The sequence below is a fragment of the Allostigmatella hybrida genome, assembly GCF_020103775.1.
GTDB lineage: Bacteria > Myxococcota > Myxococcia > Myxococcales > Myxococcaceae > Hyalangium > Hyalangium aurantiaca.
In genome coordinates this window covers 1-22,853 of the sequence record NZ_JAHXBH010000002.1, presented here as the reverse complement: position 1 = coordinate 22,853, position 22,853 = coordinate 1, and the positions used below count along the sequence as shown (strand labels likewise).

Sequence of the window (22,853 nt, the reverse complement as noted above, 5' to 3'; positions counted from 1 at the left end):
CGCCCTCGCTCGCCCTGGGGCCCCACCGCCGCCCGCGTGAACTGCTTCAGTGCCGCTGGGCCACCGGGGGAGGGTGGACCTCGGCGGCGGTGCTGTGCACCACCACCCGGTCCCGGCCCTCGCGCTTGGCCACATACAGTGCCGCGTCCGCCGCCTTCATCAGCGCGTCGGTGTTCTCGCGCGGTGCCTCGGGGGAGTGGTCCGCGATGCCCACACTCACGCTCAGCCCGAAGGGGGCCGGCCGGCCGTCGCTGCGCTGGACCACCACGTTGCGAAGCCCTGCCCGGATGCGCTCGGCGAACGCCGCGGCCTCGGCCGCCGTCTGGTGGGGCAGGAGCGCGACGAACTCGTCGCCGCCGAAGCGCGCCGCGAAGTCCGACTCGCGCAGGTTGTTCTTCAGGTGGGTGGAGAGCGCCAGGATGGCCCGGTTGCCCACATCGTGGCCCATCCCGTCATTGATGGCCTTGAGGTGATCCAGGTCGATGACGACCACGGACAGCGGGTACTGGTAGCGCAGCGCGCGCCGGAACTCCTCCTCCAGGCGCAGCGTGAGCGAGCGGAAGTTGGCCAGGCCGGTGAGCCCGTCGGTCTGGGCCAGCACCCGGAGCCGGTGCTGTTGCTCGCTCTGGCGCAGCGCGCGGTCGATGCGCGCCATCAGCTCGCGGGCGCTCGCCGGCTTGTGAATGAAGTCCACGGCTCCCATCTCCAGGCAGCGCTCCAGGGTGGCCTCGTCCGCATCCCCCGTGAGGAAGATGACGGGCACACAGTCGGTGCGCACGTCGCCCTGAAGGGTCTCCAGGACCGACAGCCCATCCCCGCTGGGCAGGAACCGGTCCAGCAGGATGAGGTCCGGGCGGTGCTCTCGCGCCAGCTCCATGCCCACGTCCGCATCGCTGGCGGTCAGCACCTCGAATCGCGACAACAGCAGATCCGAGAGGCTCTCCTGCACACCCGCATCGTCCTCGATGATGAGGACCAGCGGCTGCTCACTGCCCCGGCCGCGCCGTTCCATTCAACGCTCCGCTGCGCACGCCTGCCTTGAAATGGCAGGCCGAAGATCCCGAGCGCTACACCCTGGGGAAGACTCCATCACCCCACACGCTCCCGCCGCCACCCCGTGCCACCCGCACCCGTCGACCTCCGCAACCTTCACCCCAAACCTCCGGCTGCCAAGCCCGTCTGTCACTTTGCTTCCGGCCCGTGCAGGCCGGTGGCTCGATGACAGAGGGATAGAGCAAGCTGCGTGCCCCTGGAGAAATCCCTGGGGTTGGAGTCATTTCGGGGAGTTGCGCGACCCGCTACACCCCGGAGTCTTACCCCGGCTGGAAAGGGTTCCTGCGTGGCAACCCGTGATCCGGTAGGAATTCCCGTGTTGGGGCCAACGGATCACCACCTGGGGTCCACTACTAACGTCGGGTAGTGAACTGAACCCGGCGTCCGCCGCCGCCCATGGGCTGAACGGGGGGCGTTTCCAGGCCGAACTGCCACCAGGTGGGCTCGTAGGGCTTCATCTTGAGCCGCTTGTCGTTCTGGAGCTGGGCGAGGCTGGACTTGAGCTTCTCGTCGGAGGGGTTGGTCTCCACGCCGCGGGCGAGCACGCGCAGGGCCTTGTCCTTCTCCTTGAGCTGCACCAGGCACCAGGCGTAGGCGGCCCACATGAGGGACTCCTTCTTGCCGGCCTTCACCGCGGCCTCGAAGGCGGCCTCCATGGCGGGGTAGTCCTTGCGCTGGTAGTGCAGGGCGCCCTCCATGGCCTTGGCCATGTAGTTGCGCGAGCTGCCCCGGGCCAGGTGCGTCCGGGCGCCCTCATGGTCCTTGGCCATGTACTTGAGCATGCCGATCTGCGCGTGCAGCTCCGGGCCGACCATGATCTGCCACTTCTCGTAGACGAGCCCCTGCTCCAGGGTCTTCACGGCCCGCTCCACGCGCCCCAGGGCCTCCTTCTGGGAGGTGGGCTGGCCCTGGAACTCCTTTTGAACAGTCTCCATGAGCGCCTGGATGCGCTGGGCAACCCGGCGGGCCAGCAGGATGAAGGTGGCCCCGAAGGCCAGGATGCCCGGAACGAGACCGGCCCAGAGGGGAAACCCAGCCAATTTGACGCCCAGTGCGATGGCAATGCCAACGCCCAGGGAGATAAGGATGTTGTACATGTGCGGTCCCTCTAGCCATTTGCCTGGGGCACCGCAATCTCCGGATGCATGAGAACGCGGGCCGAGGTATACGTCTGCCGCCATTGGCGTCGACGAGGCCCTCTGTCGAAATTGGTAGACGAGGCGGACTCAAAATCCGCTGCGGCTGACCCCGCGTCCCGGTTCGAGTCCGGGGAGGGCCATTCACCTTCATCCGGCCACATGTGTCATGCAGCCAGCAGGGCGGAGCCTGGGATGACGAGCCTTCGGCGCTCCGGGCGAGAGGTGCTCCCATGAAGGTGCTGCTGGTCGAAGACGACCCGAGCCTGCGCGAGGGGATGGGCGAGCTGCTCTCCGAGCTGGCCGAGGTGCGCATGGTGGGCCAGATCGCCCCCGCCCTGGAGGCCCTTCAGGAGGAGCGCTTCGAGCTGGTGCTGACGGATCTGCGCATCGCGGGCAACGCGCAAGGCGGCCGCACCATCGTGGAGGCCGCCCAGCAGCGGCTGCAGCCGGTGGCCATCGTCAGCGCGGCGACCGCCGAGGAGATGACGAAGCTGCTGCTCCCCTTCCAGGCGGACGCGATGCTGACCAAGCCCTTTCAGCTGGAGGACATCCTGGTGCTGGTGGAGCGCTTCCTCGCGCTGCGCACCGAGGCGGAGCGTCTGGCCCCGCGGCCACCGGACGGGCAGGCCTGGGCCGAGCTGGCCTCGGGCGTCCAGGTGTCGCCCGCGCCCTCCGCGCAAGGGCCCGAGGGGCCTGCTTGGCTCCGCCTGGCCGCGGGGGCTTGCCACACATGGACACCCCGGGCCGGGGGGGAGGGCGTCCTCGTGCTCGAGGGGGACATCGAGCTGGGCGGCGAGCGTCAGCCGGCCCCTTCTTACTTCTTCCTGTCCGCCAGGGGCCCCCGCGAGGTGCGCACGGGGGCCGGGTGCCTGGCGGTCTCGTTGGCGCTCTCCCGGTAAGGGCGCTGGAGCCGGTCGTCCCGTGAGCCTCTCTTGGCCCCCACCGTTGGACCCGGCCCTGCTGGGCCGCCCCTCTCGCCGCGCGGCCACGGCCGCCATCGAGGCGCACGTCGCCGTGCTGCGTGGGGAGCCCCTCAAGGCCTCCCTCGCCAACGCGCTGCGGGAGGCCGAAGGGCTGGGCGGCCAGGAGCGCCGCTTCGCCGCGCTGGCCGTGCGGGAGCTCTCGCGCCACCAGCGCCTGTTGGACCTGGCGGCCCGGACGCTGGGCCACCCGCCCAGCAAGATTGGCCTCACCGAGGATCAGGCCCTGGTCCGGTACGCGCTCTGGCGCCGCCTCTTCTGTGGCGAGGGGTGGGCGCGCATCGGGCCCGAGGTGCGGCTGCCCGGCCCGGTGCGGCCCCGCACCATTAAAGATGATCTGCTCTCGCGGGTGGTGGAGACGCCCCTGCCGGAGCTGCCGCTGCCGGAGTCCGGCCCGGAGCGGCTCGCGGTGCGCTACTCGTTCCCCAACTGGCTGGTGGAGCGGCTGGCCGCCCTGCACCCGGAGCCCGTGCTGGAGGGGCTGCTCGCCGCGCTCGACGAGGAGCCGGCGCTGCACTTCCGGGTGCGCCCCTCCGGGACGCGGGACGAGGTGCTCGCGCAGCTGAAGGAGGAGGGGGTGGCGGCCGAGGCGGTGGCGCTGGCTCCGGACGCGGTGCGCATCGTGGACAGCAGCCACCGCGTCTTCGAGACGCGGACGATGAAGACGGGGCGCCTCCAGGTCCAGGACGTGGGCAGCCAGCTCATCGCCGAGGTGTGCCGGCCGCCGGGAGGCTCGCTGGCGGGGCTCACCGTGGCGGACGTGTGCGCGGGGGCGGGGGGCAAGACGCTGGCGCTGGCGGACATGGTGGGCACCACGGGCCGGGTGCTGGCCGGGGACCGCTCGCGGCGGCGGCTGGCGCAGGCCCGGGAGCGGGTGCGGGAGCTGTCCGTGCGCAACGTGGCCTTTCCCCACCCGCTGCCGCTGAGCGAGGTGGACGTGCTCCTGGTGGACGCGCCGTGTAGCGGCACGGGCTCGCTGGGGCGCGAGCCGGATCAGAAGTGGAAGCTCACCGCCAAGGCCATCGCCGAGTTCCAGGCCACCCAGCTCACCCTCCTGGAGGAGGTGGGGCGGGAGGCGCGGCCCGGCGCCCTCATCGTCTACGCCACGTGCTCGCTGCTGCCCGAGGAGAACGACGAGGTGGTGAAGGGCTTCCTGGCCAAGGCGCCGGGCTTCACCCTGGAGCCGGTGGCGCCGGTGCTGGGCGCCGGGCGGGCCGAGGCGCTGTGCGACGGCCCGTTCCTGCGGCCCATCCCCCCCCGGGTGCCCGGGGGCGGCTTCTTCGCCGCGCGGCTGCGCAAGTCCCAGGGTTGACAGTCCCCAAGGGCCCACGCTACGCACGTTCACCTGTCCTTCCCGAGGTGACACGTCTTGGCGGATGCGAAGCAGCCGGAGTTGATGAAGCAGATCCAGGAAGCCTTCCGCCAGGCGCAGGAGCAGCTCACCCACCTGCGCGAGGAAGTCACCCGCACCTCGGAGCTGGCGCGGCTCAACTCCCAGGGCAACTTCCTCCAGATGGAGAAGGACAAGGTGCTGCGCGAGCTGGGCGAGGCCGTGTGGCGCCAGGTCCAGAAGGGCAAGCTGGAGCTGCCCCCCTCGCTCGCACCGGCCGTGAAGGCCGTGCAGGCAGCCGAGCAGCGCGCCCAGGTTCACGCCCAGGAGATCACCGACATTCTCCAGGAAGGGGAGGCGGCCGCCGCGCGGTTGAAGGGAAAAAACGACACGAGGCCGCAAACTTCTCTGGCGTCCAAGCCGAAACGGAAGTAGAAGTGCGCCGCTTTCGACGTCGCGGCCCCCCAGGGCAGCGGCAGCAGGGACTCAAGGGGCTATAGCTCAGCTGGGAGAGCGCTTGAATGGCATTCAAGAGGTCACCGGTTCGATCCCGGTTAGCTCCACACAAGAAGCCCTCCGAGGAGAAATCCTCGGGGGGCTTTTTCTTTTCCGGCCGCTCGCGCACGCGGCAACGGACGACAGACAACGAAGAACGGCCGGGCCCCCCGAAGGGAGCACCGGCCGCGCGGTGAGGCAGGGGCTGGGGGCCGGGCTTACTTGCCGGAGAAGATGCCCATCACGTCCTTGAGCAGCTTGATGGACTCGTCATGCGGACGCTGGAAGGCGTTGCGGCCCATGATGGAGCCGAAGCCGCCACCCTGGTGGATCTGCTTGATGTCCTCGAGCAGCTCCGGGGTGCTCTTGGACTCGCCGCCCGAGAAGATGACGATGCGCTTGCCGTTGAAGGACGAGCGCACCACCTCGCGCACGCGGTCGGCCAGCGTCTTGGTGGGGATGCCCGCCTTCTCGAAGGCCTTCTTGGCCTCGGGCTGCTCGATGAAGTCCGTGGGGGGCTTCACCTTGATGATGTGGGCGCCGAGCTGGGCGCTGATGTGCGCCGCGTAGGCAATCACGTCAATGCCCGTCTCGCCCTCCTTGGAGATGGCGCCGCGCGCGTAGGCCCAGAGCACGGTGGGCAGGCCGTAGGACTTGGCCTCGGCGATGATGTCGCGCAGGTCCTGGTACTGCTCGTTGCGCGCCCCGGAGCCCGGGTAGATGGTGTAGCCCACCGCGGCGCAGCCCAGCCGCACGGCGTCCTTCACGGAGGAGGTGACCGCGGAGATGGGGTTGGGCACCTTGGCCAGGGTGTCCGAGTTGTTCACCTTGAGGATGAGGGGAATTTCACCGGCGAGCTTGCCGGCGACGGCCTCCAGGAAGCCGAGCGGCGCGGCGTACGCGCTGCAGCCCGTCTCGATGGCCAGCTGGGCGTGGTAGTCGGGATCATACCCGGCCACGTTCGGTCCGAAGGAGCGCGCCGGGCCGTGCTCGAAGCCCTGATCCACCGGGAGGATGACCAGCTTGCCGGTGCCGGCCAGCGCGCCGGTGTTCAGCAGGCGGGCCAGGTTGGTGAGGGTGCCCGGGTTGTCGGACGGGTACCACGAGAGGATCTGCTTCACGCGATCGGTGTAGGCCATGTGGCTCCTCGATAGCAGGCTGGGGCCCCCTGGGGACCACGGCCCGTGAAAAAACGGCGCGGATTGTGCTTCCCCGTAACCCAAGGCGCCATGGAGATCTCTCAAAAAAAACGAAGGCGCAAGGGCCCGCGAAAGAAGCGGTGACGGCGCCCTTGTGAAGATAGATGCTGCGCCGCCGCGATTTCTGGCACCCGCCGGACTCGCGAACGAGGCGACCCGGTGAAACAGACAGCTCTGGCACATCTCGTGGGAATCGGACTGGCGCTCTCCGCGGGGGCGGCGAAGGCGCAAGGGGCACCTGCCGGCACCTCGGGCGCTTCGGCTCCCGTTCCTGGAACGTCCGCGCCCGTTCCCGGGCAGCCCAGCGGGCCCGCTGCCCCAGGCCCCGCGACGCCCCTGGTGGACGTGCCCGCCCGGGCCCCGGAAGTGGGGGAGCAGGGGAGCTCCCCGGGGCCTACCTCCCCGGGCACGCGGCTGCCGGGAGTGCCCGCGGGCGCGGAAGCGCCGCTGCCCCAGGACAGGCCCCTCACGCTGACGGTGCTGGTGGCGAAGGCGCGCCAGCAGGACGCCCGGGTGGAGGAGGCCGAGGCGGAGCTGCGGCGGCTGGAGGCCCTGCAGCGGCAGGCGCACTGGGCCTGGTTTCCGAAGTTCGAGACGGTGGTGGGCTTCGGGGGCCCCGTGCCCGAGGCGCACAACGACGGCCTGGGCGGCCCGCCCACCACGGAGGCCACGCTGGAGGGAGACCTCAACTTCGGCACGCTGGGCGTGACGTTCCGCGCGGAGGTCAACGCCCTGTTGCCGCTGTACACCTTCGGCAAGCTGTCGGCGCTGGAGAAGGCGGGAGATCAAGGCCCCATCATCGGCCGGGCGCTCCGGGAGCGGGCCCGGGCCGAGGCGGGGCTCCAGGCGGCGCAGGCCTTCTATGGCTACCAGCTCGCGCGCTCGGGCCTGGCCCAGCTCGGCGAGACCGAGAAGCGCCTGGACGACGCGGCCAAGCGCATCGAGGCCCTGCTGGAGGAGGAGTCCGAGCAGGTCTCCAAGCTGGACACCTACAAGGTGAACTTCTTCCGGCAGATCGTCGTGGCCCGCCGCACCGAGGCGGTGCAGGGCCAGGCGCTCGCGCTGGAGGCCATCCGGCTGCTGGCGGGCGGCAAGCCCGGCGAGCCGCTGAAGATCGCCGAGGTGGATCTTCCGATGAAGGAGGCGTTCACGCCGCCCTCGCTGGAGGAGGCGATCGCCCAGGCCGAGCAGCGCCGCCCGGAGCTGGTGGCGATCCAGGCGGGCGTCACCGCGCGCGAACAGGAAGTCTTCATCCGCGAGCGCAGCTTCTACCCGGACCTGGGGCTCGTGGGCTTCGCCAAGTTCGCCTACACCACCAACACCACGGTGCAGCGCTCGCCCTTCTCGTACGATCCCTACAACGATCGCACCGCGGGCGTCGGCTTCGCCATGCGGGGCACCTTCGACATCCCCGTGAAGAAGGCGCAGTTGGATCAGGCCCGGGCCGAGCTGGACAAGCTCAAGGCCCAGCAGCGGCTGCTCCAGGCCGCCTTGCGCCTGGAGGTGACGAAGACGCACGGGGAACTGACGGCCGCCCTGAAGCGCGCCCAGGCCGCCACCGAGGCGGAGAAGAACGCGCGGCGCTGGGCCACCGCCGCCTATGCCGCGTTTGATCTCGGCACGGGCGACACCCGTGAACTGGTGGACGCTTTCACCGCGCTTGCTCAGGGATCGGCCGACAAGGCGAAGAGCTGGTTTGACGTCCGCCTGGGAATCGCGGCTTTGGAGCGTGTCACGGCCGCACCCCCGGCGGAGGGTGAATAACCTCCCGCCTCAACCTGTCCTCACACCGGCACGACCTACTTCCGGAGCCCAAAACGATGATTGCTGCCCTGCTTACCGCCTCGCTGCTCGCCGCCGCGCCCGCCGGACCGCTGGATGTCGTCAAGTCCGGCAACGCGGACGTTCAGAAGGCCGCCTCGGCGCCCGGGGCCACCGTCGAGCAACTGGCTACTGTCGTCGAGAAGTTCGTCGACTTCGAGGAGCTCTCCAAGCGCGCCCTCGGCAAGAACTGGGACACGCTTACCGCCGCCCAGCGCAAGGACTTCACGGAGACCATGAAGGGCCTGCTGCGCGCCTCCTACGCCCAGAAGGCCATCGGTCAGGCCCAGGCGGACGTGAAGTACGGCAAGGAGGCCATCCAGGGCAACGAAGCCACCGTGGACACCACCCTCACGGCGAAGGCCGACCAGATCCCGGTCGACTACAAGCTCTACAAGGTGGCCGGCAAGGGCGGCACGTGGCGCATCTACGATGTCATCACCGATGAGGTGTCCCTGGTGGAGACCTACCGCGGCCAGTTCCGCAAGCTGCTCGCCGACAAGGGCTTCGACGGCCTGCTCTCCACCCTGAAGGCCAAGCGGGCGCAGCTGGAGAAGTCGTCGGCCAGCACGGCGGCCCCCTCCGCCGGGGGCGTGGGCGCCAAGGCCCAGGCCACCAGCACCACCCAGCCGGTGCCCGCGGCCAAGGTCCAGAAGCCGTAGCGTTCCCCTGGGCGTCCCTTACTTCGAGGCGCCCAGAACGGTCTGCAGTCCCTGGGCGAGTGGAATGGCGGGCGTGAAGCCCAGCTCCTTCGCCGCCCGGTCCGGAGAGCAGGTCCACGCCGCGCACCGCATCTCGCGGACCTTGTCGCGGCTGAGCATGGGCACCGTGCCCCGCACCCGCGCGGCCAGCTCCGAGCCCAGCCCCACCACGTAGCTGATGGCCTCGGGCACGGACAGCACCAGGGGCGGCGTGCGGCCCAGGGCCTCCGCCAGCGTCGCGCAGAAGTCCTCCCACCGGTACTCGGTGCCGTCCGACACCATGTACACGCCCACCTCGGGCGCGTCCTTGCGCATCGTCTGGCCGCGCTCGGCCGCAGCGAGCAGCGCCGTGCAGAGATCATCCACGTGGATGAGCGAGTAGTGCTTCGGCCCCAGGCCGCTCTTGAGCACCAGCCCCAGCCGCGCCATGGGCAGCAGGGCGGGCAGGAACTCCTGGTCCCCGGGCCCGTAGACGATGGGCGGGCGGACGATGACGGAGGGCACCTTGTCGCAGAACTCGCGCACCGCCTCCTCGCCGCCCAGCTTGCTGCGGCCGTAGCGGGACACGGGGGCAGGGGTCTCCTCCTCGCGCCGGGGCTGCCCCGGCACGGAGGGGCCCGCCGCCGCCAGGGACGAGCAGAAGACGAGCCGGGGAGGCTGGGGCACTTCCGCCATGGCGCGCGCCAGCCGCCGGGTGCCCTCGGTGTTGCCCTGGATGTAGCCCTCCTCGCTGCGGGCCTTGGTGACGCCCGCCAGGTGGAGCACGCAGTCCACGCCTTTCACCGCCTCGGTGAGCCCTTGGCCGGTGAGCAGGTCGCCGTCGGCGAAGCGCACGCCCAGGGCCTCCAGCGGGCCGCGCTTGGAGGTGCGGCGCACGAGCACGGTGAGCGTGTCGCCCCGCTCGATGATGCGGCGGGCGAGCCGCTGGCCGATGAACCCGGTACCACCCGTGAGGAGAAAGTGCACTGCGGGCCTTTCAGAGCGGACGCTGGTAGATGCGGTGGGTCTTGGAGCGCTGGCCTCCCATGGACTCGATCGCCCGGTTCACCAGGTGATTGTCCTCGAGCGTCCAGGAGATTTCCCCACCTTCGTAGCCGAGCCTGCGGGCCGTGCGCAGCGTGTCCAGGTACATGATGGCGTCGATGCCGCGGCGGCGGTACCCCTCTTTGATGCCCAGGGTGATGAGCCGCAGCCGGCGGATCTTCCGCGCCGCCAGCAGCATCTTCACCAGCCCCACGGGCAGCCCGAAGGTGGTGAGCCTGCCCTGGGCGGCCTTGATGGCCTCGTTGGCATCCGGCAGGGTGATGGAGAAGGCGACGGGCTCGCCCTTCACCTCGGCGATGAGCACCAGCTCCGGCCGGACGATCTGCTTCATCTCCCGGACCAGGTGATCGAACTCGTGCTCCGTCATGGGCACGAAGCCCCAGTTCTTCTCCCACGCCGAGTTGTAGATGCCCTTGAGGAGGGCGGTCTCCTCGGCGAGGCGCTTCATGTCCACGTGCCGGACGGTGATGCCCTCGCGCTGGCGGATCTTCTCCGCGATGCGCACCACCTTCTCGGGCGGCTCGGCCGAGGAGGACAGCTCGAAGGACCAGAGATCCTTCGCCTTGGTGAACCCGCAGGCCTCGAGGAGCTGCGCGTAGTACGGCGGGTTGTACGTCGTCATCACCGCCGGCGGCGTGCCGAAGCCGTCCACCAGCAGCCCCAGCTCCTGGTTGCCGGAGAAGTTCATCGGCCCGAGCACCGAGGTGAAGCCCTGGGCCTTGAGCCACTGCGAGGCGGCGTCGAACAGGGCCCGGGCCACCCCGGCGTCATTCACGCACTCGAACAGGCCGAAGAACCCGTAGTTGGTGCCCTGGAACTCGTTGAAGCGCGGGTCCTTCACCGCCGCGATGCGGCCCACCACGTCCTTGCCGCGCCGGGCGAGGAACAGCACCACCTCGCCGAACTCGAGGAAGGGGTTCTTGCGCGGATCCAGGAAGTCCCGCCGCTCCATCTCCAGCGGGGGAACCCAGTTCGCATCCCCCTGGTAGAGGGAGTAGGGCAGGCGGATGAAGGCCGTCTTGTCCGCGCTGCCCTGCACGGGGCTCACCGTCACGCCGGCGGGTACGGGGGGCAGGGCAGGGGCGGCGGCCGCTTCGGCGGACAGGGCCATGGGCGCCTAGTTCCTTTCCACCGGGGCGCCGTTGTGGTCGTGCCCGTTCTTCATGAAGAAGTGCGCGCTCTTCTCCAGCAGCAGCCCGGGCAGCTCGCCGCGCTTCTTCCACAGCCGCCGCGAGGCCCCGCTCAGCTTGCGCAGGTCCTCCGGCTGGAAGTTGGCGGCGCGCCACGTCAGGTGCTCCACCGCGTCGAAGAGCTTGCCGGCCACCTCGCGCGAGGACATGCGCGAGAGCTGATCCAGCGAGAAGCCGTTGGGGTTCACCAGCTGGCCCGCGGAGCCCGCCGCCCACTTCTCCGAGGCCTTGTTGGCGCGCACGCCCGAGCCGGGCCGGGCGATCTGCACCGGCTCGTACACCGTGGGCCGCGTCTCGGGGATGACGTTCAGGCGCCGGCCGATCTTCTCGAAGGTGTCGAGCACCTGGTCGAGCTGCGCGTCCGTGTGCGTGGCCATGTAGCTGGTGCGGATGAGCGCGTGGCCCGCCTCCACCGCCGGGGGGATGACGGGGTTGGCGAACACGCCCGCCTCGTGCAGCGCCTTCCAGAAGCGGAAGCACTTCACCTGATCCCCGATGTGCACCGGCACCACCGGGGTGACGGACACGCCCGTGTCGAAGCCCATGGCGCGGAAGCCGTTGTGCATCTTCTCCGCGATGTCCAGCAGGCGCGCGCGGCGCTCCGGCTCCGCCTCGATGATCTCCAGCGCCTTGAGCGCCGCGGCCACGGAGGCGGGCGTCATGGACGCCGAGAAGATGACCGGGCGCGCCTTGTGGCGCATGTAGTTGATGACCTCGAAGGGGCCCGCGAGCACGCCGCCCAGCGAGGCGAAGCTCTTGGAGAACGTGCCCATCACCAGGTCCGTCTCCGCCTCCAGCCCGAAGTACTCGGACACGCCGCGCCCGTGGGCTCCCAGCACGCCCATGGAGTGCGCATCGTCCGTCATCAGCCGCGCGTTGTAGCGCTTGGCCAGCTCCACCAGGCGGGGCAGGTTGCAGAGGTCCCCTTCCATGGAGAACACGCCGTCGGTGACGATGATCTTCCCGGCGTTCGGCTCGGCCGCGGCCAGCAGCTGCTCCAGGTGCTCCAGATCATTGTGGCGGTACTTGCGCTCGGTGGCGAAGCCCAGCCGGATGCCGTCCACCAGCGAGGCGTGGTTCTGCCGGTCGCTGAAGACGATGTCGTGCCGGCCCAGGATGGCCGACAGGGCCAGGTTCGTCTGGAAGCCGGTGGAGATGACGAGCGCGGACTCGCGGTTGAGGAACTTGGCCAGCCGGGCCTCCAGCTCCTCGTGCAGTGCCAGGGTGCCGTTGAGCAGACGGGAGCCCGAGCACGTGGTGCCGAACTTCTCCACCGCGCGGATGGCCGCTTCCTTCACCCGAGGGTCCGCCGACAAGCCCAGGTAGTTGTTCGAACCCACCATGATGACGCGGCGCCCTTCGATCTCCACCTCGGTGGCTCCGTGCGAGGCCTCGATGGAGCGGAAGTAGGGGTAGAGGCCCGTGGCCTTCGCGATGCGGTAGTCCTTCCAACTGCGGCACTTGTCGAAGACGTCACTCATGGTGGTCCTTCTGTCTGCGTCGGGGGATCCGGGGGTGATCTGGAGGGGCGATTGCGGTGGGGCGCGTTCCAGATGGCTGCACCTTGGGAGGGGTGCTGCGTGCGACCTCCTCGGGGCGACGCGGAGCCGTGAATAAAGAGGGATGCCAGGACTGTCAAGGCACCAACTTTCCAGGACAAGGCCGCGGTCCCAGGGTGGTTTGTTGCGAATCAGGCACTTAGCGGCACCCGGCCCAGGTCATCTGACACGGGTGTCGCGGTCGGCAGGACGCTATGGTGTGCGGACGACGTGCCGGGCGCTTGTTTCCCTCCTCTTCCGGCCGTCCGGGAGTCCTCGATGAGCCGCTCGCACCTCGCCGGCCGTGTCTCGGGTTTGGGCACCACGGTGTTCTCGGAGTTCAGCGCCCTGGCCGCGCGCCACGGCGCGGTGAACCTGGGGCAGGGGTTCCCGGACTTCGATGGGCCGGACGAGGTGAAGGAGGCCGCGTGGCGTGCCATCCGCGACGGCACCAACCAGTACGCCCCGAGCATGGGGGCGCGGGAGCTGCGGGTGGCCATCGCCGAGCATGCGGCGCGCTTCTATGGCCAGCAGGTGGATCCGGACACCATGGTCACCGTCACGAGCGGGGCCACCGAGGCCCTGCTGGATGCCATCCTGGGGCTGGTGGATCCGGGCGACGAGGTGATCGTCTTCGAGCCCTTCTACGATTCCTATGTCGCGAACCTCGCGTTCGTGGGGGCCACGCCGCGCTTCGTGCCGCTGCGGCCCCCGGATGCGCACCACGCCACGTGGTGGTTCGATGGGGCGGAGCTGGAGGCGGCCTTCGGCCCCCGGACGCGGCTGATCATCCTCAACACCCCGCACAACCCCACCGGCAAGGTGTTCACCCGCGAGGAGCTAGAGCGCATCGGCGCCCTGTGCGAGCGGCATGGGGTGACGGTGCTCTCCGATGAGGTGTACGAGCACATCGTGTTCGCCCCCGCGCGGCACGTGCGCCCCTCCACCGTGCCGGTGCTGGCGGACCGCACCGTCACCGTGAGCAGCATGGGCAAGACGTTCAGCCTCACCGGGTGGAAGATCGGCTGGATCATCGCCCCGCCGCCACTGCGTGACGCGGTGCAGCGCGCACACCAGTTCGTCACGTTCGCCACCGCCTCGCCGTTCCAGGCGGCCACCGCGGTGGCGCTGCGGATGCCGGACGCCTACTTCCAGACGCTGGAGGCGGACTACCGGGTGCGGCGGGAGCTGCTGCTGAGCGGCCTGCGCGAGGCGGGGCTCGAGGCGCAGGCGCCCGAGGGCAGCTACTTCATCCTCGCGGACATCTCGAAGCAGGGCTTCCCGGACGATGTCGCCTTCTGCCGCCACCTGGTGACGCAGGGCGGCGTGGCCGCCATTCCTCCGAGTGTCTTTTATTCCGCGGAGCACCGGCACCTGGGACAGGGCTTCGCGCGCTTCGCGTTTTGCAAGACACACGGGGTACTCCAGGAAGCGGCGCGCCGGCTGCGTGAGGGGCTCTCGAAGCCTCGCTGACAGAGCGCCCGAGGTTGGCTTGCGACCCACTGGATGCGGGTGCTACACCGCCGGGCATGCCTGCGCGAATCCCGTCCAAAACCGTCGCTCGCTCCGTCTCCTCGAAGTCTTCGTCCAAGTCTTCGTCCAAGTCCTCGAAGAAGCCCGCGCCGAAGCGGCCTTCCGCCTCCCGCCCGGCGAAGCTCGCCAAGGGCGCGCGCAAGGTGGCGGCCAAGGCCGTGAAGGCCGCCGTGAAGGCCGTGAAGAAGGTGGCGCCCCGCAAGAAGGCCCCGGCCGCGGCGCGCTCCTATGACGCCGGGGCGGTGAAGGCCGCGGCGAAGGCCACGCAGAAGTGGGCCACGGAGGAGCTCGCCCAGGTGACGGGCAAGATGCCCCTGCGGCGCAAGGCGTTCACCACGGACTCGGGCATCCCCATTCCGGACGTCATGTCGCTGCTGGACCGCAAGGACGAGCAGGCCGAGCGCATTGGTCTGCCGGGGCAGTTCCCCTTCACGCGCGGCCCCCAGCCCACCATGTACCGGGGGCGCCTGTGGACCATGCGCATGTTCGCCGGCTTCGGGACGCCCTCGGACACCAACCAGCGCTTCAAGTTCCTCATCGGCCAGGGCATGACGGGCCTGTCCACCGCCTTCGACATGCCCGCGCTGATGGGCTACGACGCCGACCACCCGATGAGCCGCGGCGAGGTGGGCAAGGAGGGCGTGGCCGTCTCCTCGCTGAAGGACTTCGAGGTCCTCTTCGATGGGATTCAGCTCGACAAAGTCACCACCTCGATGACCATCAACGCCAGCGCCATCGTGGCGCTGTGCATGTACATCGCGGTGGCCGAGAAGCAGGGCATTCCGATGTCGAAGCTGGGTGGCACCATCCAGAACGACATGCTCAAGGAGTACATCGCGCAGAAGGAGTGGATCGTCGCTCCGCGGCCGGCCGTGCGCATCGTCACGGACATGATCGAGTTCTGCACGAAGCACATGCCCAAGTGGTACCCGGTGTCGATCAGCGGCTACCACATCCGCGAGGCCGGGGCGACGGCGGTGCAGGAGCTGGCCTTCACGCTCGCCGACGGCATCGGCTACGTGGAGGAGTGCGTGAAGCGCGGGCTGGACGTGGACGCCTTCGCCCCCCAGCTCTCCTTCTTCTGGGACGTGCACAACGACTTCTTCGAGGAGATCGCCAAGTTCCGCGCCGCGCGCCGCATCTGGGCGAACGTCATGCGCTACCGCTTCGGGGCGAAGAACCCGCGCTCCTGGCAGCTCAAGACGCACGCGCAGACGGCCGGCGTGTCGCTCACCGCGCAGCAGCCCTACAACAACGTGGTGCGCACCGCGCTCCAGGCCATGGCCGCGGTGCTCGGCGGCACGCAGTCCCTGCACACCAACTCGCTGGACGAGACGTACGCGCTGCCCACCGAGGAGACGGCGACGATCGCGCTGCGCACCCAGCAGCTCATCGCGCACGAGTCCGGCGTGGACCGGGTGGTGGATCCGCTCGCGGGCAGCTACTACGTGGAGTACCTCACCGACGAGATGGAGAAGCGGGCGATGGAGTACATCCGCCGCATCGACGAGATGGGCGGCATCATCCGCGCGGTGGAGGAGCAGTACCCGCAGAAGGAGATCGGCGAGAGCGCCTACCGCTTCCAGCGCGAGGTGGAGCAGGGCGACCGGCTCATCGTCGGCGTCAACGCGTTCAAGTCGGACAAGGCCACGCCCATTTCGCTGCTGCACATCGCCGACAAGGTGGAGCAGGAGCAGAAGGCGCGCCTGGCGCAGGTGAAGGCCGAGCGCGACAACGAGGCGGTGCGGGTGGCGCTGGGCAAGGTGGAGGCCGCGGCGCGCGGCTCGGACAACCTCATGCCGCCGGTGCTCGAGGCGGTGAAGGCGTACGCCACGCTCGGAGAGGTCTGCGACGTGTTCCGCAACGTGTGGGGCGCCTACCGCGAGGGTGGCGCGTTCTAGCGCGCCCGTGAGCTTCTTCGGCGAGCTGTACGTGCGCAGCACGCTGCCGTTTCTCGCGCCGGAGGTGACGGCGCGGGAGGTGGCCTACCTGGAGCGCTGCTTCGCGGGCCTGCCGCCCGCGGGGCCCGTGGTGGACCTGGGGTGCGGCCATGGGCGCCATGCCGCCCCGCTCAACACCGCGGGCGTGCTGGCGGGCCGGGTGGTGGGGCTGGAGCGCGACGCCTACTCGCTGGCGCACCGGCTCCCCGGCTTCCCGGCACTGGAGGGGGACTTGCGGGCCCTTCCTTTCCCGGATGCCTCCCTGGCGGGGGCCTATGCCTGGTACTCGACGCTGTTCGCCTTCTCGGAGGCAGAACATCGCATCATCCTCCGGGAGGTGACGCGGTGCCTTCGTCCGGGTGCGTTATTGGTGTTTCAGACGGTGCCCTACGAGCGGCTCCTGGAACAGCCCAGTGCGTCATTCCAGAGGCAACTGCCGGATGGCAGCCGGTTGGAGGAGGAGAGCCGCTTCGAGCCCGCCACGGGCAGGGACCACGGGCAGCGGCGGCTCATCACCCCGGAGGGCCGAGTCCTTTCAGGGACATATGCCATCCGGTACTATCCGCTTGCGGAATTGATCCAACTGTTGGAATCGACAGGCCTCTCGACGAAGTGGGTGCATGGCGGGCTGGAGGGCGAGCCGCTGACATCCGCCTCCACGGACCTCATCATGGGAGCAGAGCTGCGACATGGCTGAGAGGAAGCTACGAATTCTGGTGGCCAAACCGGGCCTGGATGGGCACGACCGGGGGGCGAAGATCATCGCCCGGGCCTTGCGCGACGCGGGCATGGAGGTCATCTACACGGGGCTGCATCAGACGCCCGAGATGATCGTCAACGCCGCCATCCAGGAAGACGTCGACGCGATCGGCATGTCCATCATGTCCGGCGCGCACATGACGCTCTTTCCCGCCGTCATCGACTTGCTCAAGACGAGCAAGGCCGAGGACATCCGCGTTTTTGGTGGCGGCATCATCCCGGACGACGACATACCTAAGCTGAAGGGTTTGGGAGTGACGGAGATCTTCACCCCCGGAAGCTCGACGCAGGACATCGTCCAGTGGATTCGAACGAACATCCCAGAGCGCGTATAGGCGGCTGGCTTGGGGGCCTCCCCAAGCGGGTCGACGTGTACGAGGTCGGCCCGCGGGACGGCTTGCAGAACGAGCTGCGCACGCTGCCCACCCGGGACAAGGCGCGCCTGGTGGAGGCGCTGGTCGCCGCGGGCGAGAAGCGCATCGAGGTGACGTCGTTCGTCTCCCCGAAGTGGATTCCCCAGCTCTCGGACGCGGAGGAGCTGCTGCGCCTGGTCGGCCGCAAGCCAGGCGTGGTGTTCTCGGCCCTGGTGCCGAACCTGAAGGGGCTTCAGCGCGCGCGGGAGGCGGGCCTGCAGGAGGCGGCCGTCTTCATCTCGGCGTCCGAGGCCCACTCCAAGAAGAACATCAACAAGAGCATCGCCGAGGCGCTGGAGGCCTCGCGCGAGGTGGCCACGGCGGCGGCCCAGATGGGCATGCGCGTGCGCGGCTACCTGTCCACGGTGTGGGGCTGCCCGTACGAGGGCGAGGTGCCCGTGGAGCGGGTGGTGGACATCTGCCGCCGGCTCGTGGACATGGGGCTCTACCAGCTGAGCCTGGGGGACACGATTGGCGTGGGGACACCGCGCCAGACGGAGGAGATCCTCTCGGCGCTCTTGAAGTACATCCCGCTGGAGAAGCTGGCGCTGCACCTGCACGACACGCGGGGCACGGCGCTGGCGAACGCGCTGGTGGGGCTGTCGGCGGGGATTACCACGTTCGACGCCAGCATCGGCGGGCTGGGCGGGTGCCCCTATGCGCCCGGAGCGGCGGGCAACCTGGCCTCGGAGGATGCGGTCTTCATGTTCCAGGGCATGGGCGTGGAGACGGGCATCAACCTGGACCGGCTCGTGGAGGCAGGTGAGCTGGCGCAGGAGCTGATTGGCCGCAAGCTGGCGGGCAAGTTCCTCCAGGCGGCGCTGGGCGAGCGCGAGAAGAAGGCGTCGCGCCGGGCCCGGACGTAGTTCCGGAGTTTGAGAAGCTGGAAGCAACCCCGGCCGAGGCAGGCCCGATAACCCTGTGCAGAGGCGCCAAGGAGTTCCGCGCGCTGGAGATTGCACATGGGTGTCGACAAGGTCGGTGGTGGCGGTTCCAGCAGCGGCGCTTCGAGCAGCAGGCCCAGTGTCTCCGAGAGCAAGCCCGCTTCGACGGCCACGCCTTCGGCGTCCTCCACGCCCGCCCCCCAGCCTCCCGATGCCGTCCGCACGTCCACCCCTGTCCAGGGGTGGTCCGGCCAGAGCGGCTTCGATGTGGCCCCGGCCAACGGGGTGTCCCCGAACGTCGCCGCCGCGGGGGCCAACCTGCGCGCCGCCGCCCAGGCGGGCACGACCGCCACGGAGCCCCCCATTCCCAGCAACACGGGCACCGTGGAGGTGAGGGGCAACACGATGACCGAGGCGCAGAAGACCGCGGCCGGTGCGTTGAGGATTGATTCCGCCGCGCCTGCCAGCACGTATGACGGCATGTACGTTGGCGCGGACGGCTACGCGTATCCGCCCGAGAAGTTCGACGTGACGCAGGTGCCGCCCTTCGAGCCCTCGAATCCCGTCGCGAGCCCGACGCCCACCACGTACTTCACCAACGGCATCAACACCCCTCCGGCGGGGGCGATCTCCGCGGCGCAGGATCTCGCGAACCACACGGGCACCAACGTGGTGCCCATCTACAACGCCACCGAGGGCCAGAACAACGACGTCCTCCAGACGGGGCAGGACCGCATCAACTGGGGTGACAACAAGGCCGTGAACACGCTGGCCAACGCCATCTCCGCGGACCTCGAGGCCGGGCGGAAGGTGAACGTGGTGGGCTACAGCCAGGGCGGCGCCATCGTCTCGCATGCCCTCAACCGGGTGGACCAGCGGATCATCGATTCCCAGGGGGGCTGGACGAGCAACCTGCCCGTGTTCGGGAACGGGAACCGCGAGGCGCGCGAGCAGATCCTGAGCAACGTCAACGTGGTGGGCATCGCGGGCGCGGGCAAGAACTTCCCGGCGGGTCCGCAGTACAACTTCTACGTGAACCAGCAGGATCCGGTCCCCAACTGGCTCGGCGTGCACGAGCCCAACGGCGTCCCGGACACCGTCACCAATCTGGTCACGGGCTCCTCCCCGTTGGCGTGGCTCATCAATGGGGGTGGGGCGGGCTTCAACGCTCCGGGCGCGCAGATTCACACCTTCGATGACCCGGCCCAGGGCTGGCCCAGCAACCACGGGCTCGACACCTACTTCCGGCACATCCAGACGCAGTAGGCCGGGCGCCGTGCCCCTGGGTCACGGGCCTTATCCGCAGCACGTCCCTCGTGCTTTCAACGTTCTGCGAGAGCACGCGCCATTCGCTGCGCGCTCTCGGGGCCGACGGGAGAATAGAAGAGGACTCGAAGAGTGCGTGCGTCCGGCTCGATGTGCATCAGCGTCACGTGCGCGAGCTCGATGCGGCCGGTTCCGGGGATGTCGACGATCTTCGTGCCCTCGGGCTCGGCATACAAGTCATGCTGCGTCCAGAGCCGGCGGAACTCGGGGCTCCTCGCCCTCAGCTCGTCCGCAATCTCCTGGAACTGCTCATGAGCACTCGCGCGCGCGGCTTCCGAGCGAAAGCGCGCAACGAGGTTTCGTGCGTGTGCCTCGCGCTCCACCGTGGCGAGCGGCGGTACCTTGCCGAGGAAGATGTTCCGCAGGGCATTCGTGCCACGCTGATCACCCCAAAGCTTCAGCGCGGGCCCGTTCATTGCGACGACGTCCCAGCGCATGGTCGAGACAGTCGCCGGATGACGATGCGCCTCGATCGTGTGCGCGAGCAGGGGGCTCACGATCGGCGGCGTTGCGGCAACCGGACGGGGCGAGCGGCCTTGGGCAAGCTCGAACAGGTACGAACGTTCCGCCGCATCCAGGCGCAGCGCGCTCGAAAGTCGCTCGAGCAGCGCCTCCGAAACTTGGATGTCGCGCCCCTGCTCGAGCCACGTGTACCAGCTCACCCCCACGTCGGCGAGCTGCGCGACCTCCTCGCGCCGCAGCCCCGGCGTGCGCCGCCGCGCGCCCTCGGGCAGCCCCACATCGGACGGCCGCAGCCGCGCCCGGCGGGTCCGGAGAAAGTGCCCCAGCTCGGAGCGCGGAGACGACAGGGACGCGGCGGTCACGGGCCGCAGTCTAGCACGGCGAAATAACGTCACGGTCGCTCGCGACCCTGAGAGGGTTATCGTCCAAGCTGAGCCTGGAGCCGTTCGGGCACGCGCGCGCCCTGAATACGAATTTTAGCTGAGGCCTCCTCGATGCGCTGCAAGTCGCCCTGCGTCAGCTCGACGTCGAGCGCGCCCAAGTTCTCTTCCAACCGGTGCAACTTCGTATCCTGGGAGAAGCGCGGCAGTAGCCGGCGGAGGTCGTCGCCGGCCAACGGCGTGCTGGCGTCCATCTTGCCGGTCAGAAAGCCTTTCCCGAGGGGGCTGTAGGGCACCAGCCCGATGCCCAGCTCTTCTAGAGCCGGAATGATTTCGGCCTCATGCTCTCGCATCCAGAGCGAGTATTCGCTCTGCAACGCCGTCACGGGATGCACGGCGTGCGCGCGGCGGATCGTCGCCGCGCCGGCCTCCGATAGGCCAAAGTGCTTGACCTTCCCTTCGGCGATGAGGTCCTTCACGGTGCCGGCTACGTCCTCGATGGGCACCTCTGGGTCGACACGATGCTGGTAGAGCAGGTCGATTCTGTCGGTCCGCAGACGCTTCAGAGATGCGTCCGTCACTCGACGTATCTGCTCGGGCCGGCTGTCAACCCCCGACAGCGGGCTCGGCCCGTTCTCGCCGTGCTTGATGCCGAACTTGGTGGCGATCACCACCTGGTCGCGCATTGGCGCAAGTGCCGCACCGACCAACTCCTCGTTGAGAAAAGGTCCGTAGACTTCTGCGGTGTCGAAGAACGTTACGCCGCGGTCAACCGCCGCGCGCAGCAGCTTCGTCATTTCCGCGGTGTCCTTGGGCGGACCGTAGAAGAAGCTCATGCCCATACAGCCGAGGCCGAGAGCCGATACTTCCAGTCCCCGTCCAAGCTTGCGCTTTTGAATCATAATCCTCCCTTGACGTTAGCGAGCGTTCTTCGGCGCTCTGCCTAGGTTGTCTAGGAACTCGATCATCCAGCCCGGGTATTCGGCGGGCAGTGCGCTCACCTTGTCGAGCTCGGCGATCTCGGCGGGGTCGAGCACGAAGTCGCTCGCCTTCAGGTTGTCCCTGAGCTGCTCCTCGTTCTTCGCGCCGACAATGATCGCAGAGACGTGGGGCTTTGCGAGCAGCCACGCAAGCGCGACGCATGCGACGCTCGCGCCCTTGGCGTCGCCAATCTTCCGCATCGCGTCGATGCAGTCGAAGGCGCGGTCCTTGTTGACGGGCGGGAAGTCGAAGCTGGCTCGGCGCGAGCCATCAGGGCCTTTGCCGTCACGGCCATGCTTTCCGGACAGCAGGCCCCCGGAGAGCGGGCTCCATACCATGAGCCCCATCTGCGCGTCGTTCACTAGAGGCACGAGTTCGCGTTCGAGATCGCGGGTGGCGATCGTGTAGTGGGCTTGCAATGACTCGAAGCGAGCCCAACCATGGCGCGCCGCGATGCCGTTGGCCTTGGCGAGCTGCCATGCTGCGAGATTCGAGCAGCCGACGTAACGCACCTTGCCAGAACGGACAACGTCGTCGAGGGCGCGCAGTGTCTCGTCGAAGGGGGTCACCGGGTCGAAGCCGTGAATCTGGTAGAGATCGACCCAGTCGGTCCCGAGGCGCTTCAGGCTACCCTCGATGGAGCTCATGATGTGAGCGCGGGAGAGGCCCTGCTGGTTCGGACCAGTGCCGGCCTTGCCGCGCACCTTCGTGGCGAGCACGACGTCTTTGCGGCGCGCGCCGAGGGCCTTGCCGAGGATCTTCTCGGACTCGCCCTCGGAGTAGACGTCAGCGGTGTCGAAGAAATTGATGCCGCTCTCGAGCGAGATTGACACGAGTTCGTTGGCCTCGGCCTGGGCCGTCTTACCAATGGGCTCGTAGAAGCCCTTCCCGCCGAATGTCATCGCTCCGAAACAGAGTTCCGAGACGTAAAGGCCAGTGCGGCCGAACAGTCTATAACGCATGCGAAATTCTCCCTAACGCAGGCCACCGGACGCCCCGGCCAGCCTGCTCACGGCGCTCATGATACGAGCGGCGTGAAGGGTTGCCAGAGGGAGACTTTATCCTGGGACTGCCACCACCAGGCTTAGAGCGCCTCATGTGCCAATCGGTTGTGTTAGGCGCTCTAAACGCTCGGTGAGAGGTTCAACTTGTAGCCCACATGTGTTGCCGCGAAGCCGAGGCGCTCGTAGAAACGGTGCGCATCTGGACGGGATTTGTCGGTCGTCAGTTGAACCAGAGCGCAGCCGCGGCTGCGGCACTGTTCGAGTGCCCAGGTGAACATGGCTTCACCGATATTCTCGCCCCTTCGGGCGGATGCCACGCGAACCGCCTCGATCTGTCCTCGCCACGCGCCTCCTCTGGAGAGGCCCGGGATGAAGGTCAACTGCAAGGTGCCGACAATGCTGACCTGGTCTTCCACGACAAGAAGGAACTGATTCTCGTCCCTGTCGATGGCTTCGAACGCTCTGAGATACTTCTCCGGAAGCGGAGTGGCCACGGTTTCGCGTCCCGCTCCGAGCATGTCGTCCGCCAGCAGCGACACAATCGCGGGCAGATCGTCGAGCGTGGCCTTTCGAAACGTCAAACTCAACATGATTGCTCAGCCTTAGGAGGCTGGAGGAAATAACTTTTCCCCTTTCGCGGCTGCACATTGCCTATCGTGATGGAGGACTCGGGGCCTTGGG

At 68.6% G+C, this 22,853-nt stretch carries 21 protein-coding genes and 2 tRNA genes; 13 read left to right on the top strand and 10 right to left on the bottom strand.

Going from position 1 to position 22,853, the window contains the following annotated elements; genetic code table 11:
• Nucleotides 1-46: 46 nt before the first annotated feature.
• Nucleotides 47-1,012, bottom strand: a complete 966-nt coding sequence (locus KY661_RS05475) for a diguanylate cyclase (RefSeq protein ID WP_075005522.1) — start codon at nucleotides 1,010-1,012, stop codon at nucleotides 47-49.
• Nucleotides 1,013-1,406: 394 nt separating this feature from the next.
• The gene (locus KY661_RS05470) at nucleotides 1,407-2,150 is read right to left on the bottom strand and encodes a tetratricopeptide repeat protein (protein WP_225409209.1); all 744 of its coding nucleotides are present in this window, start codon (nucleotides 2,148-2,150) and stop codon (nucleotides 1,407-1,409) included.
• Between the two features lie 96 nt (nucleotides 2,151-2,246).
• Between KY661_RS05470 and KY661_RS05465 the strand changes: the two genes are divergently transcribed.
• From KY661_RS05465 to KY661_RS05445, 5 genes are all read left to right on the top strand, one after another.
• Nucleotides 2,247-2,332 (top strand) — tRNA-Leu (locus KY661_RS05465).
• 90 nt (nucleotides 2,333-2,422) lie between these two features.
• Nucleotides 2,423-3,091 carry a response regulator gene (locus tag KY661_RS05460; protein ID WP_225409208.1) on the top strand — a complete coding sequence of 223 codons (669 nt, stop codon included), beginning with the start codon at nucleotides 2,423-2,425 and terminating at the stop codon, nucleotides 3,089-3,091.
• A 22-nt stretch (nucleotides 3,092-3,113) separates the two neighbouring features.
• Nucleotides 3,114-4,484: an RsmB/NOP family class I SAM-dependent RNA methyltransferase gene (locus KY661_RS05455; RefSeq protein ID WP_225409207.1), complete on the top strand. Its 1,371-nt coding sequence runs from the start codon at nucleotides 3,114-3,116 to the stop codon at nucleotides 4,482-4,484.
• Nucleotides 4,485-4,541: 57 nt separating this feature from the next.
• A complete protein-coding gene (locus KY661_RS05450) occupies nucleotides 4,542-4,937 on the top strand; it encodes a hypothetical protein (RefSeq protein ID WP_225409206.1) in 396 nt (131 codons plus the stop codon).
• Nucleotides 4,938-4,992: 55 nt separating this feature from the next.
• Nucleotides 4,993-5,065: transfer RNA gene (locus KY661_RS05445), tRNA-Ala, on the top strand.
• Nucleotides 5,066-5,215: 150 nt separating this feature from the next.
• Here KY661_RS05445 and KY661_RS05440 read toward each other — a convergent pair.
• Nucleotides 5,216-6,136 (bottom strand): class I fructose-bisphosphate aldolase, encoded by a 921-nt coding sequence (locus KY661_RS05440; RefSeq protein WP_225409205.1) that lies wholly within the window; start codon nucleotides 6,134-6,136, stop codon nucleotides 5,216-5,218.
• A gap of 219 nt (nucleotides 6,137-6,355) precedes the next feature.
• Here KY661_RS05440 and KY661_RS05435 point away from each other — a divergent pair, with 219 nt between their 5' ends.
• A complete protein-coding gene (locus KY661_RS05435) occupies nucleotides 6,356-7,960 on the top strand; it encodes a TolC family protein (protein ID WP_225409204.1) in 1,605 nt (534 codons plus the stop codon).
• A 56-nt stretch (nucleotides 7,961-8,016) separates the two neighbouring features.
• Entirely contained in the window at nucleotides 8,017-8,679 is a 663-nt protein-coding gene (locus tag KY661_RS05430; RefSeq protein WP_225409203.1) for an MlaC/ttg2D family ABC transporter substrate-binding protein, read from the top strand.
• Between the two features lie 18 nt (nucleotides 8,680-8,697).
• Here the strand turns inward: KY661_RS05430 and KY661_RS05425 are convergent, their stop codons facing one another.
• From KY661_RS05425 to KY661_RS05415, 3 genes are read right to left on the bottom strand one after another with little or no spacing between them, the layout of a single operon-like run.
• Nucleotides 8,698-9,684, bottom strand: a complete 987-nt coding sequence (locus KY661_RS05425) for an NAD-dependent epimerase/dehydratase family protein (protein ID WP_225409202.1) — start codon at nucleotides 9,682-9,684, stop codon at nucleotides 8,698-8,700.
• Nucleotides 9,685-9,694: 10 nt separating this feature from the next.
• Nucleotides 9,695-10,873, bottom strand: a complete 1,179-nt coding sequence (locus KY661_RS05420; protein WP_225409201.1) for an N-acetyltransferase — start codon at nucleotides 10,871-10,873, stop codon at nucleotides 9,695-9,697.
• Nucleotides 10,874-10,879: 6 nt separating this feature from the next.
• Nucleotides 10,880-12,433 (bottom strand): aminotransferase class I/II-fold pyridoxal phosphate-dependent enzyme, encoded by a 1,554-nt coding sequence (locus tag KY661_RS05415; RefSeq protein ID WP_225409200.1) that lies wholly within the window; start codon nucleotides 12,431-12,433, stop codon nucleotides 10,880-10,882.
• Nucleotides 12,434-12,769: 336 nt separating this feature from the next.
• On the opposite strand from KY661_RS05415, the gene KY661_RS05410 reads away from it, so the two are divergent.
• The 6 genes from KY661_RS05410 to KY661_RS05385 all read left to right on the top strand — a co-directional run bounded on the left by KY661_RS05410 (nucleotide 12,770) and on the right by KY661_RS05385 (nucleotide 19,285).
• Nucleotides 12,770-13,963, top strand: a complete 1,194-nt coding sequence (locus KY661_RS05410) for an aminotransferase class I/II-fold pyridoxal phosphate-dependent enzyme (protein WP_225409199.1) — start codon at nucleotides 12,770-12,772, stop codon at nucleotides 13,961-13,963.
• Between the two features lie 56 nt (nucleotides 13,964-14,019).
• The gene (locus KY661_RS05405; protein WP_317987216.1) at nucleotides 14,020-15,924 is read left to right on the top strand and encodes an acyl-CoA mutase large subunit family protein; all 1,905 of its coding nucleotides are present in this window, start codon (nucleotides 14,020-14,022) and stop codon (nucleotides 15,922-15,924) included.
• A 7-nt stretch (nucleotides 15,925-15,931) separates the two neighbouring features.
• A complete protein-coding gene (locus KY661_RS05400) occupies nucleotides 15,932-16,660 on the top strand; it encodes a class I SAM-dependent methyltransferase (RefSeq protein WP_317987225.1) in 729 nt (242 codons plus the stop codon).
• The gene (locus KY661_RS05395; protein WP_075005511.1) at nucleotides 16,653-17,057 is read left to right on the top strand and encodes a cobalamin B12-binding domain-containing protein; all 405 of its coding nucleotides are present in this window, start codon (nucleotides 16,653-16,655) and stop codon (nucleotides 17,055-17,057) included. The genes KY661_RS05400 and KY661_RS05395 overlap by 8 nt, the downstream gene beginning before the upstream one ends.
• Nucleotides 17,024-18,001: a hydroxymethylglutaryl-CoA lyase gene (locus KY661_RS05390; protein WP_317987215.1), complete on the top strand. Its 978-nt coding sequence runs from the start codon at nucleotides 17,024-17,026 to the stop codon at nucleotides 17,999-18,001. Before KY661_RS05395 ends, KY661_RS05390 begins: the two co-directional genes overlap by 34 nt.
• A gap of 96 nt (nucleotides 18,002-18,097) precedes the next feature.
• On the top strand, nucleotides 18,098-19,285 hold the full coding sequence (locus tag KY661_RS05385) for a PE-PPE domain-containing protein (RefSeq protein WP_225409197.1): 1,188 nt from the start codon (nucleotides 18,098-18,100) through the stop codon (nucleotides 19,283-19,285).
• 56 nt (nucleotides 19,286-19,341) lie between these two features.
• Here KY661_RS05385 and KY661_RS05380 read toward each other — a convergent pair whose 3' ends face one another.
• The 4 genes from KY661_RS05380 to KY661_RS05365 all read right to left on the bottom strand — a co-directional run bounded on the left by KY661_RS05380 (nucleotide 19,342) and on the right by KY661_RS05365 (nucleotide 22,762).
• The gene (locus KY661_RS05380) at nucleotides 19,342-20,169 is read right to left on the bottom strand and encodes a helix-turn-helix transcriptional regulator (RefSeq protein ID WP_225409196.1); all 828 of its coding nucleotides are present in this window, start codon (nucleotides 20,167-20,169) and stop codon (nucleotides 19,342-19,344) included.
• A gap of 56 nt (nucleotides 20,170-20,225) precedes the next feature.
• Nucleotides 20,226-21,086, bottom strand: coding sequence for an aldo/keto reductase (locus tag KY661_RS05375; RefSeq protein ID WP_225409478.1), 861 nt, complete (start codon nucleotides 21,084-21,086; stop codon nucleotides 20,226-20,228).
• An 18-nt stretch (nucleotides 21,087-21,104) separates the two neighbouring features.
• Entirely contained in the window at nucleotides 21,105-22,130 is a 1,026-nt protein-coding gene (locus tag KY661_RS05370) for an aldo/keto reductase (protein WP_225409195.1), read from the bottom strand.
• Nucleotides 22,131-22,291: 161 nt separating this feature from the next.
• Nucleotides 22,292-22,762 (bottom strand): GNAT family N-acetyltransferase, encoded by a 471-nt coding sequence (locus KY661_RS05365; RefSeq protein WP_225409194.1) that lies wholly within the window; start codon nucleotides 22,760-22,762, stop codon nucleotides 22,292-22,294.
• Between the last annotated feature and the right edge of the window lie 91 nt (nucleotides 22,763-22,853).

Bases quoted from the DNA above. Each gene is read 5' to 3' on its own strand.
- KY661_RS05475 (WP_075005522.1), bottom strand. From the start codon at position 1,012: ATGGAACGGCGCGGCCGGGGCAGTGAGCAGCCGCTGGTCCTCATCATC.
- KY661_RS05470 (WP_225409209.1), bottom strand. From the start codon at position 2,150: ATGTACAACATCCTTATCTCCCTGGGCGTTGGCATTGCCATCGCACTG.
- KY661_RS05460 (WP_225409208.1), top strand. From the start codon at position 2,423: ATGAAGGTGCTGCTGGTCGAAGACGACCCGAGCCTGCGCGAGGGGATG.
- KY661_RS05440 (WP_225409205.1), bottom strand. From the start codon at position 6,136: ATGGCCTACACCGATCGCGTGAAGCAGATCCTCTCGTGGTACCCGTCC.
- KY661_RS05430 (WP_225409203.1), top strand. From the start codon at position 8,017: ATGATTGCTGCCCTGCTTACCGCCTCGCTGCTCGCCGCCGCGCCCGCC.
- KY661_RS05420 (WP_225409201.1), bottom strand. From the start codon at position 10,873: ATGGCCCTGTCCGCCGAAGCGGCCGCCGCCCCTGCCCTGCCCCCCGTA.
- KY661_RS05415 (WP_225409200.1), bottom strand. From the start codon at position 12,433: ATGAGTGACGTCTTCGACAAGTGCCGCAGTTGGAAGGACTACCGCATC.
- KY661_RS05410 (WP_225409199.1), top strand. From the start codon at position 12,770: ATGAGCCGCTCGCACCTCGCCGGCCGTGTCTCGGGTTTGGGCACCACG.
- KY661_RS05405 (WP_317987216.1), top strand. From the start codon at position 14,020: ATGCCTGCGCGAATCCCGTCCAAAACCGTCGCTCGCTCCGTCTCCTCG.
- KY661_RS05395 (WP_075005511.1), top strand. From the start codon at position 16,653: ATGGCTGAGAGGAAGCTACGAATTCTGGTGGCCAAACCGGGCCTGGAT.
- KY661_RS05385 (WP_225409197.1), top strand. From the start codon at position 18,098: ATGGGTGTCGACAAGGTCGGTGGTGGCGGTTCCAGCAGCGGCGCTTCG.
- KY661_RS05370 (WP_225409195.1), bottom strand. From the start codon at position 22,130: ATGCGTTATAGACTGTTCGGCCGCACTGGCCTTTACGTCTCGGAACTC.
- KY661_RS05365 (WP_225409194.1), bottom strand. From the start codon at position 22,762: ATGTTGAGTTTGACGTTTCGAAAGGCCACGCTCGACGATCTGCCCGCG.